Source organism: Paenibacillus kobensis NBRC 15729, from assembly GCF_004000825.1.
In the GTDB taxonomy this organism is placed as follows: Bacteria; Bacillota; Bacilli; order Paenibacillales; family Paenibacillaceae; genus Paenibacillus_T; species Paenibacillus_T kobensis.
In genome coordinates this window covers 1-17,067 of record NZ_BILZ01000084.1, presented here as the reverse complement: position 1 = coordinate 17,067, position 17,067 = coordinate 1, and the positions used below count along the sequence as shown (strand labels likewise).

Below are 17,067 nucleotides of genomic sequence, written 5' to 3'. Positions count from 1 at the left end.
TCACCAGCGGCGGCTCTTGAGCTCAGTTAGTGTAACAAACTGTGTCGTTATCTCACCAGCGGCGGCAATTGAGCTCAGTTAGTGTAACAAACTGTGTCGTTATCTCACCAGCGACTGCGCTTGTACGCCGCTAAGGCGGCCCAAGAGTGGCCCGGCTTCTACAAAGGTGCCGCAGCAGTCCCCGCCGAAGATTCGCCTGCCTGCTTCTTATTCGGCAGGAATACAACCGCCAGCACGAAGCCGAGCAGCGCAACGCCGCTGCACGTCCACAGCATGGCGTCGAATCCGTTCGAAAAGCTGGAGCGGACCGATTCGAGCAAAGCCGCGGAATCAAGCTGCTTCGCTGTTGCGATGCCCGAAGATACGCTCGATTGAACCTCCTCCGCCGCATTGTCCGCCAACCCCTCCATGTCCAATCTATTCCGGTAAACCGCGTTCATAACAGCTCCAAGAAGCGCGACGCCAATCGTACCGCCGACTTGCCGCAGCGCCATCGTCAGCGCCGAACCAATGCCGTTCTGCTCCGGCGGGAGTGCGCCAAGCGCCGCATCCATTGCGGTCGGCAGCGCGAAACCAACCCCCATGCCGACGAGCGTGATCCATACTGCCGTATAACCATAACCGGTATCAAGTCCGGTTAACCCTCCTAGTCCGAGTCCCGCAGCCATGAGCACGAACCCTGCCGCCACGATCGCCTTATCGTTTAATCGGTTTATCAGCTTACCCGACAACTGCGCCCCGACGACGAGTCCGCCGATAAGCGGAAGCAGCCTCAGGCCCGTTATTTGCGGATTCAAGCCGCCGACCGATTGGAACAGAAGCGGAAGACCGAATAAGACGCCGAACAAGGCGAAGCTGACGACCGTCGCAAGCAAAGCTCCCCAAGTAAAACGCGGTTCACGGAACAACGACAAGGAGATGAGCGGCGCCGCCGCACGGCGCTGACGCCAGACGAACAAGACGAGCAGCACGATGCCTGCTGCGATATACGTCAGCGTCAAGGCGTCGCCCAATCCTTCTTCGCCGGATCTCGTCACGCCGAACGTCAACACAGCCAGCCCTGCACTGGATAACAGAATGCCGGGAATGTCGGTACCTTTTTTCACCGAGCCTTGTATCTTAGGCAGCAGCAGCGCGACCGCAATGAGACCGAAGAGAACGATCGGAACGTTGATCAGAAAAATCGAACCCCAGACATAATGGTCCAGCAGCCAGCCGCCAAGAATCGGTCCGAGAGGCAAGCCGAGCGCGGACGCCGTCGCCCAGATCCGAAGCGCCTTCGGTCTCTCCTCTTCCTTGAACAGCACCGGGAGCAGGGAGAGCGAGACCGGCATCAAGAGCGCTGCTCCGAGCCCAAGCACAGCTCTCGCAGCGATAAGCGTCGAAGCATCGTTCGCATAAGCGCATGCCATTGAAGCGCCGCCGAACAATACGAGTGCGGTCAACAGTACCTTTTTCGAGCCGAACCGGTCACCGAGCATCCCTGCCGGCAGCAGTGCGGCGGCAAGCACCAAGTTATACGCGTTAGCGAACCACTGCAGCTGGCTCGTCGTAGCGTGCAGCTCTTCGGCCAGCACCGGCATCGCCAGATTCAGGACCGTCATATCGAGACCGACGACCAACAGGCTGACAGCCAAGACGAGCAGCATCCACCATCTTCTTGGACTGTTTTGAACGTCTATCATTCAAGTTCCTCCTCTTTCTTTAAAACTAACTAGTTATTTATATTTGCTTAAAAAGCAACCGCCGCCTTTTAACGCAAGTGCGACGGGGCCAATAAGCCGTTAATAACAAATCGTGCGATCTGCTGTTTCGTATGCTCCACCGATTGCTCATCATTCGGAATATTCGCTTTGGCATTGAAGCGCTGAATGGACAGCACCGAATGGATGACATTGTGCATGATGAAGATCGGGAAGTAGAACGGATCGAGCTCCGCCCGTAGAACGCCATTCTCCTGCGCCTTCCTCGCCAATTCGTTGAACGTGGTCGTGTCGTCTGGCTGGTACGTAATCTGATTCCACGTTCTCCACCCCTCCGCCGCTTCCCATGCATATATCTTCAGGAACCTCGGATTATCGAGCAAATATTGATACGACTTGCCGATAAGCGCTTCGAGAAAATGCTTCATTCTATCCGCATTCCGGAGCAACTCGTCGTCCATCATACTCTCGAGTACATCGCCCAGCATCTGCTCGCTGCGTTGGTCGGCCCGCTTCACGACCTCCGTATACAAACCGAGCTTATCCTGATAATACTGGTAGATAAGACTTTTATTATAGCCGGATGCCTTAGCAATCGCGTCGATACGCGCGGCGGAATACCCTTGTTCCGCGAATAGCTCCTCGGCCGCATCGAGAATCATTTCCTTCGTTCGCACGGCGTCGTACGTCTTCTTCGACTTCGATGTCTTGGTCGCTGGTTGGTCTGCCGTCGTGTTCACCGCCAATCTTCATTTCTAACTAACTGGTTAGATTATAGACCGCAATTGTTCTGGATGTCAACAGGCGCCTTCGCCAATTATTGCAATGAGGATGCTTGCAGCAGGCTCGCGTTATTTTACCCCAATTGGGAGGGTTCATAAAAAATGCAGCAAAGCCGTCACCTCAGGTGACAGCTTTATCTAGCCTACGGCACGATTAGATCGCGTCAATAACGGCAGCCGATGCGCCTTGGCATCTTTTGCACACCTTGACGACTGTTCCGCCATTCTGCGTACGCGGATACAGCAGCTTGATGCGCGTGGCACGGCAGACCGGGCAAGTGCCCCGGCCGCGTGATGGAAGGCTCCAGAGGGCGCGGCCTCTTTTGGTTTTGGCCATATGGGGGTGAACTCTCCTTTTCTTGGTATAAGCAACATTCTGAATCCGAACAACGTATAGGGAATATCCGGAAGGAGGAACGATAATGATCCGTGGATTCATGCTCTGGCCAGTCTTCGCCGTCATGTTCGTCTGTGCGGTCTGGTCGCTCGAACTGATTGAAGGCAACAAAATAACGACGACCGAATATTACGGGCTGCGTAATCTTGGAGGAGGCTTTCTGTATTACTTCTTCATCATCGCCGCATTCCTGTATCCTATCGCGGTCCTGCCCCTTATGTTCATCCTGCACCGATGGGTTCGGTTCGCATGGCTGCGTACTGTTCTCTATACTAGCCTTGGCGTGTTCGTTGGCTGGCGTATATTCCGCTTTCTCTATGAACAATTCGTGTCGCAATACGAACTGAATGCCAGCAGTGCGCTCATCATCTTCGGACTGCTTGGCTTGCTCTACGGCATTCTGGATGCATTCATGGCCAAGAAGGAAGCGCGATTCAAGCCGGCCTAATCTTTGCGCCGAACCGGTACCCACACTTCGAACTTGCTGTCGATTTGCTTATCGTCGAGCCAGTAATATTTTTCAATGCATGTGCCCTCAACCTGTTCAAAATTAGAAGACGGAAACCATTCGCCATATATACGGCGCCATACGTTCACAATTTCGAGCCCGATCTCTTCCTCGCCCGTCATCGACTCGAAGCCTTCGAACACCGCGTACGTCTGAGCCGAAATGACCAGCGTTGTCAGGTCCTCCGGTACGCTGCCGCTCCCCTGCGGCAGCTCGGTGCCCATCAAATAGCGCTTCGCGCCGTCTTCCTCGTAGTCGAAGTAGTAGCCGAACAGCAACGAGCCTTGCGGTCTGCCGACCGCCGCGTTCACCTGGTCATGAGTGCCGTCCAGCCAAATTTTCTCCACGAATGCAGGGATTACAGCAGCATCCTGCCCGCTCTCCACCCGCGTATCCACGCCAACAACGGTATAGGACGGTTCTTCTACAATCCGGTAATTCAATTCGCGCTCACCCTTAATCTGAATGTGGAAGGAGAGGCGGGGAAAAGCTTTCAGCCGCGTTGCAGCCCTTCTCGCTCCCGTCGGCGTCACGCCGTGCAAGCGTTGGAACGCTTTGGCGAATGCCTCAGGACTGTCGTAGCCATATTTTAACGCGATGTCGATCACTTTGCGGTCCGTCCCGGCCAGTTCTTCCGCCGCCAGCGTCAGCCGCCTGTTGCGGATATATTCCGTCACCGTGAAGCCCGTAAGCGCATGGAACATCCGTTGAAAATGAAACTTCGACGACATCGCAGCCTTCGCGATCGCTTCGATCTCAAGCGGCCGGTCGAGATGCTCTTCGATGTAGTCAAGCGATTGCTTCAGCAGCCTTAATGCTTCCAATGTTCCGCCTCCCTCTATGCCACTTCAGTGTACCGAAGAACGCTTCGCGCTTCCTGTCCGCGCGTGCTATGTTTTGTCCGTTCCAACTTCCTATTACGTCCCAGCTTATGACAAAAAAAGCACCGCGTCTATAATAGACGCGATGCTTAATTTAAAGATTCGCCACAGTGCTGAACGCTGGACGCCGGGCGCCAGCCGTACACTTACGCCAGTCCATTCCCGCCTGCATCTGCCCGCACTGCCAAGCCTTGCTTCACCGCAAGCTGCAGCGCTTCCGTCGCGGCGCGTTCGTCCGCTGCGTGCGTAATCGCCGTAATGACGGATACGCCGTTGGCTCCCGCACGCACGACCTCGCCGGCATTATCCGGCGTAATCCCGCCGATGCCGACGATCGGAATCTGCAGTCCCTGATCCCGCATCGCCTCCAGCACAGCCAGTCCGGACGCCGACTTGGCGTCCTCCTTCGTCGTCGTGCTGAACAGCGGACCGACGCCAATATAGTCAGCCCCGCTGCGAATCGCTGCTTCCGCTTCCGCCTGATCATAGGCGGATACGCCGAGTATACGGGCTTCGCCGATCCGGCGTCTCACTTCTGCCGCCACTTCGTCTTCTTGACCGACATGGACGCCATCCGCGTCAATGGCCAGTGCAAGATCGACGTCATCGTTGACTATAAACGGAACGCCATGCTTGCGGCATAGCTCGCGCAGCTTCGATGCAAGCGAGAGACGCTCATCCCCCGCGAGCGCGCCGGTGCCTTTCTCCCGGTACTGGAACATCGTCACGCCTCCGGCAATTGACGCTTCTAGTACGGCAGCCGGGTCCTTTAGGCAGTTGTTGCTGCCCATAATAAGGTACACCTGCAGCCGCTCCCGAAGCGACTCCACCTGACGCCAAGCCAAGCCCGCCGCCGCGCTCATTCGTCCGCTCCTTGCGAAACGGCCTGCTGCTTCGACAGCTGCCGCTTCCGGTAGGCCCAATGATTCGTCGGGCCATGGCCTTGTCCAATATGAAGCGTATCCTCGATCGCCGCCTCAATGTACGCCTTCGCCACTTCGACCGCCTGCAGCACGCTGCGTCCTTTCGCCAGCTCTGCCGTCACGGCTGCCGCGAACGTACAGCCCGTGCCATGCGTATGCCGGGTCGCCAGCCGAGGGCTACGGAATTCATAGAAATCCCGACCGTCATACAGCAGATCGATGACTTCATGAGGATTCGATTCGTCGTGACCGCCCTTCATCACGACATTGCGGGCGCCAAGCCCAGCCAGAATGCGGGCCGCTTCCTTCCGGTCGTCCAAATTCCGGATGGTCATGCCCGCGATCAACTCCGCTTCCGGGACGTTCGGCGTCACGACGAGCGCCAGCGGGATCAGCACACCGCGAAGCGCGCGAAGCGCTTCCTCCAGCAGCAGAACGGAGCCGCCCTTTGCTACCATGACCGGATCGATGACGACTTTGTCCCACTGGTACTGAACGATCTTCTCCGCTACGCCGCGGATAATTTCGCTGTTGAACAGCATGCCGGTCTTCACGGCATCCGTGCCCATATCCTCGCCGATGGCGTCCATCTGCTTCTGCACCGCCTCGACCGTCAGCGGATAAATGCCGTGGACGCCGAGCGTATTCTGTGCCGTTACCGCCGTGAGGGCCGTCATGCCGAATACGTCCAGCTCCTGGAACGTCTTAAGATCCGCTTGTATGCCCGCTCCGCCGCCGCTGTCCGAGCCGGCTACCGTTAATGCCTTCGCCGTTGCCTTTGCTGTTGCTGTCATGCCCATTCTCCTTACACTTCTGTCGTTTCTATAGTTGCTCGATTCGGCCGAGACGCTGAATGTCGTCTGCCGAGATGAGCGCCAATTGATTCAAAAACTCGATCTGGAAGCTGCCGGGACCTTGCTCCTTCGTCTCGCTAGCCGCAATTTCCGCTGCTACGCCATATACGACAAGCGCTGCCGCTGAGGCTTGTACAAGATCCGGCTCGACAGCGGCGAATGCACCGATGACCGACGTCAGCAAGCAGCCTGTTCCGGTTACCCGCGTCAAAATGGCATCCCCATTATGAATGACATACGTATCCGTGCCGTTCGACACCACGTCGTCTTTACCCGTAATGACCGCTACCGTCTTCAACTGACGAGCCGCCGTCTGCGCCAGTTCCACGATGTTCCCGTCGCCTGCTCCGGCATCGACGCCTTTGATCTGCCAGGCTTGGCCGACGACGTTCGCAACCTCTGCCGCGTTGCCCCGAATGGCCGCTACGTTAAGCCCGCTCATGATTTCCTGCGATACGCGTGTACGATAAGCCGTCGCGCCTGCGCCGACCGGATCGAATATGACCGGCACGCCATGCTCGTTCGCCGAAGCGCCGGCAATCTTCATCGCCGCGACGTCCGTCTCGTTCAGCGTTCCGATGTTCAAGACGAGTGCGCCGGATATTTTCGCAATATCCGCCACTTCTTCCTTAGCATACGCCATAATCGGCGAAGCACCCAAAGCAAGCAGTCCGTTCGCCGTAAAATTCGTCACAACGACGTTCGTCATGCTCGTGACGAGCGGATTGCGCGATCTAACCTCGTGAAGCAGCTCCGTTACTTTCTGAATATTCATTCTGACCCAGCCTCTCTTCTCCCATAAAATAGAACGGATATACAAAAAGCGCTCTGCCTGCAGGAGCAAGCAAAGCGCTGTTAAACACACTTAGCGATGAACGCATCCCTACACTGGCATTACCCAACAGGTTATAACGGTCTACGGCGGATTAGCCGTACTCTCAGCCTGCTTCCACAAGCTCCCGAACAGATATGCAATTGCGATCAGTGTATTACATTCGGCACCAAATTACAATGGATGCATCATTCATTAGTCGCAACGGGCAAAAAAATACACCCCAGTACGCTGGAGTGCATGGAGTAAATTGGGTTGTCCCTATCACTATATGCGAGAATATAGAATTTGATAGTCATAGATTCGCTCAAACTACGCTCCTATCCCTCGTTAATAGCCTGTTTTTCATAAAATAGATTGCAGTCTAGTAAGATCTGGGTGAATCTCCTTATCGCTTATCCGATTTTTACGTAGAATAAGGCAAATCCATTGGAGGTGTACAGATTGGGTCGTCTGATTAATAAAAATAAAAAGAAACACTGCTGTTTTGGTAAAACAATCGAAGAACTCCACAAGCCAGTTAGAGGCTGTCATCACAAAAAAAAGAAAAAAATTGTTATTGTAAAGAAAAAAGTCGTTAATGTTAGCTGCCCGCCGCCGAAAGTCAAAGTTAACGTTACACCGGTTCCAGGACCGCAAGGCCCTCAAGGACCTCAAGGCGCTCAAGGTTTGCAAGGCGTTCAAGGCGCTCAAGGCGTACCGGGACCTCAAGGCCTGCAAGGCGTTCAAGGGCCGACTGGATTAACAGGTCCAACGGGACCCCAAGGCCCTCAAGGCCCTCAAGGACCAGAAGGCCCTGCTGGCGGTATCTCCTCGTCCGCGTTCGTATGCAGCACGGAGGAACAAAATATTGCCGCAGCAGCCGTCCCTGGCGGACAGGGAGAGGCGGTAGCCTTCACTGATAGCGTCATTAATGGTACTGCCATTACTTTCACCGCGCCAACGAACCTTAACATTAACGAAAACGGGCTTTATCTGATTAGCTGGGAAGTGTTCCCGACTCCTGGCGACAATGCATTTGGATTATTCTTCGATCCGGACGGCGCAGGTCCCGGTGCAGCAACCCTGGTGCCTTGCAGCAACTACGGTACGTCCGCAGGGAATCAACCTTACCAAGGCCAAGTCGTAGCCCAGTTAACAGCTGGCGGCGTACTAACGCTTAACCGTATCGATAACATGGGCAATCTCGTGCTGCGCAACGCCATCGGCGGAGGAACTCCGACCGTGAGCGCATCCTTGGTCATTGAGAAATTGGCGTAATCGAATCCTATCTAAAGGCCTCATTCTAGCGGCTTCTTCAAATATAATCAGGGGCTCCCTTGCGGGAGCCCCTTCTTCCTATCAACAAGACCTTATGAGCGTTGGCCTTGATACCACTTCACTGTCGCCCCCACCGCCTGCGGAAGCGCGGTCGGTGCAATGCCGAACCGGTCGGTGAATTTCTTCGTATCGACAACGAAGTCCTCTTCGAACTGGTACAACATTTCGATCGTTTCCCTCACCGCCGGAATAAACAGCCCGACAGCCCGCAGCGTGCCGCGCCCGAACGTCCGAACCTTGCCCGGCTCATGTCCGGCAGCGCGATATGCAAGCTCGGCAAACTGCTTCGTGGTGACGGCATCGGCCGTCGGCACATGCCAGGCCTGCCCGCAAGCATCTTCGTGCTCGCCAAGCGCGACGAGCGCCCGCCCGAAATCGTCAATGAAGGTGTAACTATGCTTGCGGTCTGGATTGCCGACGACGCTGCACGCTTTGCCCCGTATGATCGGCTTGAACAGCATATCGCCCGCAGCCGATTGCCTAACGCCAGGACCGAAGAAGTCGGAGCCGCGCCCGATCGCCGTCTGCAGTACGCCATCTTGATGCAGCTTCAGCAGTTGGCGGGCAAGCTCGGCGCGTATGAGCCCTTTCTTCGTGAGCGCCGCATAGGGCAATTCCTCGTGAATGGCACCCTGTACGGAACCGTACATATAGAGGTTGTCGGCTACGACTAGCCTCGCGCCTGCCGCAATCGCACCTTTAGCGATATTCGTCTGCAAATGCGCGAAATTCCCTTCCCATCGGTGATACGACGGCTGTGAGCATTGATAGACGATTCTCGCTTTCTTCATCGCCTCAGCCGCTTGGCCCGCAATCATCAAATCTGCTTTCCTTACGGTCACTCCGTCCGGCACGTCCGCCCGGCCGCTGGAATTGACCATCGCAACCGGCTCTCCCCGGCGAACAAGTTCCCTCATAACCGACCTGCCTAGCGGTCCCGTTCCTAATATCAAATGCATGCTCATTCCCCCCTTATCGTCACCTCATGCTTTCCATGATTTGACGATAAACCCTATAGCAGCTATAGAGTCAACTGCCAAGTTCAACGGGAATTTGCAGCTCCACAATAAATTCGTCCGCCTTCATCATCTGCGTCATATCGACCAAGTACTGCTCCATCGCGCTGCCGCACTCCCGGTAGCCGTTCAACCGAATCCACTCCTGCAGCTTGCCATAGATATGCTTGCACGACTGCTCGTTCGGCAACCCGCAATACATGCCGGTTATGTATTCGCCGCCTGGCACAACGCGGACGAAATCGGCTCCGACTGTACGTTCACCTGATTGGCGGACTTCACTCTCTATCGGAATGCACACTTCAATATCGGTATCATTCCTATTGAATGTCATGATGTTCTCATGATAGACACTCATAATATAGCCGCTTGGCTTCAGCCCGTTCGTCTTCATTCGTTGGAACAATTCCGTGTATAACATAATATAAGTGTCCATCTCGAGGACATGGCGCCCCCGTTCGCAGGCGACAAGCCGATCCGGTATCGTCTTCAGTTCTATAAGGACGTCAAGCTCCGCCATCCCGCTTCCGATTCGCTGCAGAAAATCAATCTGCTCTACGCGCCGGGCGATAGCGGCCTGCACCTGCTCCAGCTCCTGAATCTGTCGCCGCATCTCCTCTTGTTTGTCCGCGAACATTCGCTGAACAAGATCCATATGCTCTTGCTTTAAAGCATGGTCGATTTCTTCAAGTGAGAAGTTCATCGCCTTCATATCCTGAATGATTTTGATATGCAGCAGATTCTGAGTGGAATAGAACCGGTAACCGGAGTGAGTGTCGACATAGCCAGGCTTCACCAGGCCGGTCTTATCATAGTAGCGGAGCGTTTGAATGGAAATATCGCATATTTTGGCCGTCTGGCCGATGGAGTAATACTGGTCCCGTCTCATCCTTACCTCGACCTTTCCCGCGCATGGCGAGCGATTAAGTTCAATGCACCGCTAAGCCCGAAGCCAACAGCCGCAGCTTTTCCTTTGAGTCGCCATGCAAAGCTGGAATGTGCAGCACGATTCGAAGCGCCGGATATTCTGCCGGAATTAACGTGACGGGCCGCAGGCTCATCTTTCCCGCTTCCGGGTGATCAAGCATTTTGTCGTTTCCATAGGTGACTTGGATGTCCTGCAGCGGCCACCACTTCCGGAACTCCTCACTTCCCTCGTACAGCTCCTGCGTCAGCGTCTCGTCCTGCAGCAGCTTGCCCGCCCGGTACAGCGCCAATATCGACTGCGCATCCTTCTCCCAATCTGCGAACAGCCGGCGGAATGCCGGATTCATAAAGTTTATCCATAGCAGATTACGGTCCCGGCCTGTCAGTTCGGCAAAATCAATCGTGAATACGCCGCAGGATGCTTCGTTCCAAGCCACAATGTCCCACTGCTCGTCGATTGCGATCGCCGGACACTCCCCCCAGGAATCCAGAATCGCCTGGAGCCTCTGATCCACGGCCGGCTCGGCGGCCGCCGCGCTGCACTCCGCGGCATCGAAGACGAGATAGAACAGATGCTTGCGCTCCGCCGCATTGAGCTGCAGCGTACGGGAGACGCTGTCCAGCACCTGCGGAGATACGTTAATATCCCGGCCTTGCTCCAGCCAGGTGTACCACGATACGCTTACCCCCGCGACATGCGCAAGCTCCTCCCTGCGAAGTCCCGGCGTCCGCCGTCTCTTCCCTGTCTCGAACCCGTATGCCGACGGATCGAGCCGCTCGCGGCGCATACGCAGAAATTGGCCCAGCTCTGCCCGCCGGCCGCTCTGTTTCATCTCTCTTCACCTTCTTCTATTTATCGTTCTAGCTTTATATTCATTCATACTGGTGTTGTCAGACCTAGGATAACCAAACCTATCGTTATCCAAATATACCCATGGGATAATGATACCATAGGCGCGATCTATTCTGTATCTATCTGAATCGCAGTCAAAGGAGAGAATAAGCGATGAAATATCGGCCATTAGGCAAGGACGGTCCTCTCGTATCCGTCATCGGCTTCGGTGCTTGGGCAATTGGCGGTCCCGGCTGGACTTACACTTGGGGCGAGCAAGACGATGAAGCATCCATCTACGGCATTCGCGCCGCACTGGATGCGGGTGTAACCTTATTCGATACAGCTGCCGTGTACGGACTTGGGCATTCCGAGGAGCTGCTCGGCCAAGCGCTGTACCGGGACCGCGACGACGTATTCATCGCCACGAAAGGCGGTCTCGTCTGGGACAGCAACGGCCATATTACCCGCAACGGGGGCTATGACTCGATCATTCGCGAAGCGGAGCAATCGCTGCGCCGCCTGCGTACCGACTACATTGACCTCTACCAACTGCACTGGCCGGACGATAGCGTTCCGATTGAAGAGACGGTAAGCGCTCTCGATAAACTCGTGCAGGACGGCAAGGTACGCTATATCGGGCTGAGCAACGTATCTCCCTCTATCCTGAGCGATGCGCTCGCCGTCCGTCATATCGATTCGATTCAGAACTCCTACTCCATCTTGTCGCGCTCCATCGAGCAAGACTTGCTTCCGCTCTGCGGGAACAACCGTGTTGGGGTGCTCGCTTACAGCCCTCTTGCATCCGGCCTGTTATCCGGCAACTATACGGCCGACACCCGCTTCGCCGCCGATGACTGGCGCTCGCAATCGCTCATTCATACGGGCGATTCGTTCGACCGCAACCTCGCCATCATCGAGCAGTTGAAGGAGCTTGCAGACGAGCTCGGCATCACCGTCGCCCAGCTTGCGATCGCGTATGTGCTTGCCCATCCGGCTGCGACGTCCGCGCTTGTCGGCGTACGCAAGCCGTCGCATATCGAGACGGCGGTGCCCGCCGCGCATATCCGTCTCGAAGACAGCGTAATTGAGCGTATCCGCACAATTGCCGGCGACGCGCCGAAGGTGAAGGCGCCGATCAAGCATTTGAACGAGATTAGCCCGGAATAATTCTGGGCAATGAGAAAGACCAACCGCCTTGCCGCGACTGGTCTTTCTGTCGTTATGCCTGTACCTGCTGTACCTGTACCTATGCCGTGTATAAGTGCTTGATCACTTGCTCGATCGGAATGTTGGTGATGTTAATATCGATAACCGGAAAGCGGTCGAGAATATCCGAGAACGCCTGCTTGATCGTCTGATTGCTCAGGTCGATCTCGATCATCGCCGAAAGCGGCTGTGATTCCAACACCTTATAGCCTTCCAGCAGTGATGCAGGAACCGGCGAGGCGAATTTGACGTCGATGATTTTGCTGTTCTCGAAATAAGTGCTTAGGTTCTGCATCGTATCGTCGAATACGACTTTGCCTTTATTAATGATCGTGACGTTGTCGCACAGGTTCTCCAGGTCGGCCAGATCGTGCGTCGTAATGAGAAACGTCGTCCCGTGCTCCTTGTTCATCTGCTTGATGAACGCGCGGATGTTCTCTTTGGACACAATATCAAGACCGATCGTCGGCTCATCCAGAAAAATAAGCGGCGGCTCATGCAGCAGCGCGCAGACGAGCTCGCATTTCATCCGTTCGCCGAGCGATAGCGTTCGTACCGGCTGATGGACAACGTGTCCGATTTCGAGCAACTCTATAAAATAGTCGAGCCGCTCCTTGTACCGTTGATCCGGAATTTTGTACATCTCCTTGTTCAGCGCGAACGTATCAATAGGCGGCAAATCCCACCATAGCTGCGACTTCTGCCCGAACAGCACGCCCAGCTTGCGCACGTACTGCTCGCGCTCCATCCATGGAATATGGCCGAGCGACTGAATATGGCCGTCCGTCGGGTGCAGAATGCCGGACATCATCTTGATTGTCGTCGATTTGCCCGCCCCGTTCGGCCCGATCAGACCGCGGATCTCTCCCCGCTGGATCGTGAAGCTGACGTCGTCGACGCCTTTAATCAGTTCGGACTCGCGGTTGAATAAGGAGCCGAGCGAGGAGAAGAAGCCTTCTTTTTTCTTTATTTTCTTGAACGTCTTCGTTAAATTTTTGACTTCGATAATTGGATCGTTCAATTGCTTAACCTCCCGCACTGGTATAGTTTCGGAGACAACGGTTCCATACAACGACGCTTAAGCCGAACAAGACAATGGAGCAGCCCGCAGCGGACCACAGCATGCCGTCTGCCCGTCCAAGCAGGATCTGCGCCGGATAGAAGCCCCACAAGGCGAAAGGCAGTACCGTTACCATCACCGTCTTCAAAATTAACGGGAATATGTTCGCCGGATAATTGCCGAAGTCGGTAATCCGGTCCAGCATTTCACTGATCCGGCTCATCTGCACAAGCATGATAACGATCGAGCAATAGAGGACCGTAATCGCCATGAATAAGATAACGCCTCCGAGCACCGCCACGATAAGCTGCAAATAGGAAACGGCGGTTAGATGCGGATGCAGCTTGCTGAGCGAGTATCCCATGAAGAGCGCGCCGGCAATCAGCGATCCGATGCCGCTAAGCTGGAAGCCGCTGCACAGCAGCACGCCGATCGGCGGGTACGGCTTGAGCAGCAAGCGGTCAAAGTCACCTTTCCACACCATATCCATCACGGAGCCCCGAATCGCCCCGAACAACGTATCCCGGATGCCGAGCCATAACAGCAGCACGCCTTGGAACAGCAAGATTTCATGGATCGTCCAGCCCGGATAGCCGCGCGTTTGTGTAAAGAACAAATATTGCACGAACGGTCCGAGCCCGGAGACAAGGACCGAGATGAACAGCCCCGTTAAGAAGTCGAACCGGTAAATCATTGCCCGGGAAACACTCAGCTTCATATGCCAGACGTACAACCTCATAAGCCCTGATAATGTAGCAGTCATCTTCTGTTAACCTCCCGCCACGACGACTTTTTTGATCAACAGCGCCCATACCGCCCGGCAAGCCGCATAGAGCCCGAGAATCCATGCCAGCTGAATCAGGAGCACTTGCACGAATGCGCTGCCCGATTGCGTATCCGGGTGGTTGATGAAGAAGCGGATCGGTTCATAGAAAATGTACTTGAACGGAAGCGCGTCGCAGATTCGCTGCAGCCAGCCCGGCAGGAAGTCGAGCGGAATGAGGCTTCCGCCGAGCAGGACGACGAGCGCGCCTTTGACGGCGGTGACGCCCCCGTTATTTTGCGTGATCAGAGCGCTCAATCCAATCAAGTAGTTGATTAAGAAGTGGAGACAGAATGCCATCGCAATGATAGCGAGAAACTTACCGAACGACGTCCACGTTAAGAAGGCGGGCGGATACATAAGCCAATAAACAATCATGTTCGGCACGAATTCAAACAGCACGCCGGTAATCCGGAGGGCGATCGCATTCGCGAGCTCGAAGCGGAACAGCGACATGGGCCGCAGCAGCATCGTTCCCATCTGTCCGGACAAAATATAGTTCGCCATCCGGCGGTCCGCGAAGTTGAACGTGAATACCCAGACGAAGGTGGTGACCGCATAATACCAGATCATTTGCGACAGATCGTACCCTTTAATATGAGAGGTGCCGTTATAGGCGTAGATGCTCTTGAACAAGTAGATGTTGAGCAAGAGGACGAACGGAAAAATAATGATCGAGATGGCAAACCCCTTCGGATACGCAATAAACATTTTCAAATTCATTTGTATGGCTTTCAGAAAAATGCGCAAAGCATCCCTTCCTTTCCGCTGATACAGCAATTGTGTCAAAAAAGTGAAGAATGGAATCCATATTATCCCAATGACAACGTTTTATCAATAGTTTTTTTTGAATTATAGTCAATTCCTGCACAAATTTATTGGTATAGGGACTATTGTCTAGGCAGAAGTTGATCCTATCCTACAATTGCGGATGTGGCCCATTGTAATTTGTACAGCGAAACAAGCTCCGCTACGCTGGATCGAGCACATTCGTTGCATTTCGTACAATGGACTGGGCGTCGTAAACAATGGAAATGTCCCTTTGACCGCCAGACAGCGGGTTCTTATTGTACAAAGTGCAATAAAAGGTCCTTTGGGGATAGAAGCGGCTGATTCTCGTTGTACGAAGTGCAATGAAGAGACTTACCTGGCGGTAATAAAAGAATGCCCCTTGAGCCGCTGCCGGTCAATCCCTTTCAGGATGATCGTGGCGCTCAAGGGGCATCGTTATGAATGGCCTCTTCTATTCGTTAATAAAATGCAAATGTTGAAGCAACCTTTTCAGCATTACGGCGCTCTGAGCACGCGTCGCCGTTGCTTGCGGTGCAAATGACGTTGCTGTCATGCCTTGAATAATGCCGGCATCGAGTGCCTGTGCGGCGGCCTCTTGCGCCCAGCTTGCGATGGAGGAGCGGTCAGCGAATGAGCCCAGTATGGACAAATCCACTGCTGCTGCTTGGTCCCCGCTGCCGATTTGCATCGCGCGTACAACCATCAGCACCATTTGCTCCCGCGTAATGGATGCTCCCGGCTGGAACGTATTGCTGCCGGTGCCGTTAATTAATCCGGCTTTTTGCGCTGCCCCGATGGCTCCGTAGAACCAATCGGATGCTTGAACGTCTGCATAAGGCTGTTCAGGAGCAGTCTCTTGCAGTCCCAATGCCCGCACAAGCAGCGCTGCAAATTCCGCTCTCGTGATGTTGCTGTTCGGTGCGAAGGTGTTAGCCGTCATACCGTTTACGATCATTCGGTTCGCCAGAAGCTCAACGTCCGACTTAGCCCAATAGCCTTGCAGGTCCGCAAATGTTCGATCCAGCCGAACTACGGAGTAGACGCTGTTGTGCGGCACATGAATCGTGACGATCGTGCCCCCGTTGCCACTCGCAAATGTAGTCGGTACAACCTGCAGCTTGCCTTGCGAGTCCAGCCAGACAGCTGTTGTATGAAGCGGATCCAGCGTACCCGGCACCCATATCGTACGATCGACGTAGATACTGCCAAAATCCTGTCGTTCATTGCCGTCCACCGCCACCGTAAATTCCGTCGGCTTGTTAAGCAACTCTGCCCCCAGACCCGAAGCCGCTGTTTCCACTTCGCTGTTTGCCTGTGCAGATGCCGCTCCGATTGATACCGTCATGTTAGATCCCTTCGGCATATCGCGTAGAAGGGAGACCGGGAGGCTGTAGCTTGCACCTGGCCGCTCGATCGTAATGACCGCATTTGGCAGTTGGTTGACCAGGGCCAGTACTGCATTAGCCGGAAGCTGTACTTGAACGACTTTTTCGTCAGCATCGACAGCTATCGTCGTCTTGAGCTTGCCTTGCAATAACGACTGCGTCAACGTCTGCTCGTCGAGTGACACGACCACCATTTGCCGGCCGTCGCTGGTCAAGGTATAGGTCTTTGTCATTGGAACCGAAATGCCGTTGATTGTGATCGCATCTTGGTTGTTCGTTGCTTCGTCTGGCTGTTGTACCGGTGCTGTTGCATTGGTGGTCCACTTTGCGTAGACCGTCGTGTCGGCCGTGATCGACGTTGCCGTGAAATCGAATGGCACCGTCATGGCACTATTGGCGTACCAGCCTGCAAATGTGTAGCCCGGTTTCGTCGGGTCCACTGCTGGCTTCGTCGCCTTGGCATCGTAGTTGACTGTTTGGCTCGCTACCGATGATCCACCGTCCGTGTTGAAAGCAACGGTGTACGGGTTCACTGTCCATTTCGCATACACCGACGTGTCCGCTTGGATTGCTGTAGCAGTGAAATTGAACGGCACCGTCAAGGCGCTGTTTGCGTACCAGCCCGCGAACGTATGACCCGCCTTCGTCGGGTCTACTGCTGGCTTCGCCGCCTTGGCGTCGTAGTTGACCGTTTGGCTCGCTACCGTTGAGCCGCCGTCCGTGTTGAAAGCAACGGTGTACGGGTTGACGGTCCAATTCGCATACACCGTCGTATCGCCCGTGATCGACGTTGCCGTGAAATTGAACGGCGTCGTCAGCGCAT

Annotated in this window: 17 protein-coding genes; 3 read left to right on the top strand and 14 right to left on the bottom strand. The window is 54.8% G+C overall.

Annotation, left to right across the window (positions count from 1 at the left end; genetic code table 11):
• Positions 1 to 158 precede the first annotated feature (158 nt).
• The 3 genes from PKO01S_RS26635 to PKO01S_RS26625 all read right to left on the bottom strand — a co-directional run bounded on the left by PKO01S_RS26635 (position 159) and on the right by PKO01S_RS26625 (position 2,822).
• Complete coding sequence (locus tag PKO01S_RS26635) at positions 159 to 1,685, bottom strand: DHA2 family efflux MFS transporter permease subunit (RefSeq protein ID WP_127534480.1); 1,527 nt, start codon at positions 1,683 to 1,685, stop codon at positions 159 to 161.
• A 68-nt stretch (positions 1,686 to 1,753) separates the two neighbouring features.
• Complete coding sequence (locus PKO01S_RS26630) at positions 1,754 to 2,443, bottom strand: TetR/AcrR family transcriptional regulator (RefSeq protein WP_127534479.1); 690 nt, start codon at positions 2,441 to 2,443, stop codon at positions 1,754 to 1,756.
• A gap of 196 nt (positions 2,444 to 2,639) precedes the next feature.
• On the bottom strand, positions 2,640 to 2,822 hold the full coding sequence (locus PKO01S_RS26625) for a hypothetical protein (protein ID WP_127534478.1): 183 nt from the start codon (positions 2,820 to 2,822) through the stop codon (positions 2,640 to 2,642).
• An 85-nt stretch (positions 2,823 to 2,907) separates the two neighbouring features.
• On the opposite strand from PKO01S_RS26625, the gene PKO01S_RS26620 reads away from it, so the two are divergent.
• Positions 2,908 to 3,330 (top strand): hypothetical protein, encoded by a 423-nt coding sequence (locus PKO01S_RS26620; RefSeq protein ID WP_127534477.1) that lies wholly within the window; start codon positions 2,908 to 2,910, stop codon positions 3,328 to 3,330.
• Here PKO01S_RS26620 and PKO01S_RS26615 read toward each other — a convergent pair.
• From PKO01S_RS26615 to thiM, 4 genes are all read right to left on the bottom strand, one after another.
• Entirely contained in the window at positions 3,327 to 4,214 is an 888-nt protein-coding gene (locus tag PKO01S_RS26615) for an effector binding domain-containing protein (RefSeq protein WP_127534476.1), read from the bottom strand. The genes PKO01S_RS26620 and PKO01S_RS26615 overlap by 4 nt on opposite strands.
• 203 nt (positions 4,215 to 4,417) lie before the next feature.
• Entirely contained in the window at positions 4,418 to 5,134 is a 717-nt protein-coding gene (thiE, locus tag PKO01S_RS26610; protein ID WP_127534475.1) for a thiamine phosphate synthase, read from the bottom strand.
• The gene (gene thiD / locus PKO01S_RS26605; protein WP_127534474.1) at positions 5,131 to 5,988 is read right to left on the bottom strand and encodes a bifunctional hydroxymethylpyrimidine kinase/phosphomethylpyrimidine kinase; all 858 of its coding nucleotides are present in this window, start codon (positions 5,986 to 5,988) and stop codon (positions 5,131 to 5,133) included. The genes thiE and thiD overlap by 4 nt, the downstream gene beginning before the upstream one ends.
• A gap of 28 nt (positions 5,989 to 6,016) precedes the next feature.
• Positions 6,017 to 6,823, bottom strand: coding sequence for a hydroxyethylthiazole kinase (gene thiM, locus PKO01S_RS26600; protein ID WP_127534473.1), 807 nt, complete (start codon positions 6,821 to 6,823; stop codon positions 6,017 to 6,019).
• A 726-nt stretch (positions 6,824 to 7,549) separates the two neighbouring features.
• On the opposite strand from thiM, the gene PKO01S_RS29655 reads away from it, so the two are divergent.
• On the top strand, positions 7,550 to 8,140 hold the full coding sequence (locus PKO01S_RS29655; protein WP_281278957.1) for a collagen-like protein: 591 nt from the start codon (positions 7,550 to 7,552) through the stop codon (positions 8,138 to 8,140).
• A 92-nt stretch (positions 8,141 to 8,232) separates the two neighbouring features.
• On the opposite strand, the gene PKO01S_RS26590 is transcribed toward PKO01S_RS29655, so the two are convergent.
• From PKO01S_RS26590 to PKO01S_RS26580, 3 genes are all read right to left on the bottom strand, one after another.
• A complete protein-coding gene (locus PKO01S_RS26590; RefSeq protein WP_127534472.1) occupies positions 8,233 to 9,159 on the bottom strand; it encodes an NAD-dependent epimerase/dehydratase family protein in 927 nt (308 codons plus the stop codon).
• 70 nt (positions 9,160 to 9,229) lie between these two features.
• Positions 9,230 to 10,105 (bottom strand): MerR family transcriptional regulator, encoded by an 876-nt coding sequence (locus PKO01S_RS26585; protein ID WP_127534471.1) that lies wholly within the window; start codon positions 10,103 to 10,105, stop codon positions 9,230 to 9,232.
• A gap of 40 nt (positions 10,106 to 10,145) precedes the next feature.
• The gene (locus PKO01S_RS26580) at positions 10,146 to 10,976 is read right to left on the bottom strand and encodes a helix-turn-helix transcriptional regulator (protein ID WP_127534470.1); all 831 of its coding nucleotides are present in this window, start codon (positions 10,974 to 10,976) and stop codon (positions 10,146 to 10,148) included.
• A 173-nt stretch (positions 10,977 to 11,149) separates the two neighbouring features.
• On the opposite strand from PKO01S_RS26580, the gene PKO01S_RS26575 reads away from it, so the two are divergent.
• Complete coding sequence (locus PKO01S_RS26575; protein ID WP_127534469.1) at positions 11,150 to 12,145, top strand: aldo/keto reductase; 996 nt, start codon at positions 11,150 to 11,152, stop codon at positions 12,143 to 12,145.
• Positions 12,146 to 12,224: 79 nt separating this feature from the next.
• On the opposite strand, the gene PKO01S_RS26570 is transcribed toward PKO01S_RS26575, so the two are convergent.
• The 4 genes from PKO01S_RS26570 to PKO01S_RS26555 form a co-directional block, all read right to left on the bottom strand.
• A complete protein-coding gene (locus PKO01S_RS26570) occupies positions 12,225 to 13,205 on the bottom strand; it encodes an ABC transporter ATP-binding protein (RefSeq protein WP_127534468.1) in 981 nt (326 codons plus the stop codon).
• 4 nt (positions 13,206 to 13,209) lie between these two features.
• Positions 13,210 to 14,007 carry an ABC transporter permease gene (locus PKO01S_RS26565; protein WP_127534467.1) on the bottom strand — a complete coding sequence of 266 codons (798 nt, stop codon included), beginning with the start codon at positions 14,005 to 14,007 and terminating at the stop codon, positions 13,210 to 13,212.
• A 6-nt stretch (positions 14,008 to 14,013) separates the two neighbouring features.
• Positions 14,014 to 14,790: an ABC transporter permease gene (locus PKO01S_RS26560; protein WP_127534466.1), complete on the bottom strand. Its 777-nt coding sequence runs from the start codon at positions 14,788 to 14,790 to the stop codon at positions 14,014 to 14,016.
• 520 nt (positions 14,791 to 15,310) lie between these two features.
• Positions 15,311 to 17,067 (bottom strand): InlB B-repeat-containing protein (locus tag PKO01S_RS26555; RefSeq protein ID WP_174818617.1); only part of this gene is annotated, 1,757 nt, incomplete at its 5' end.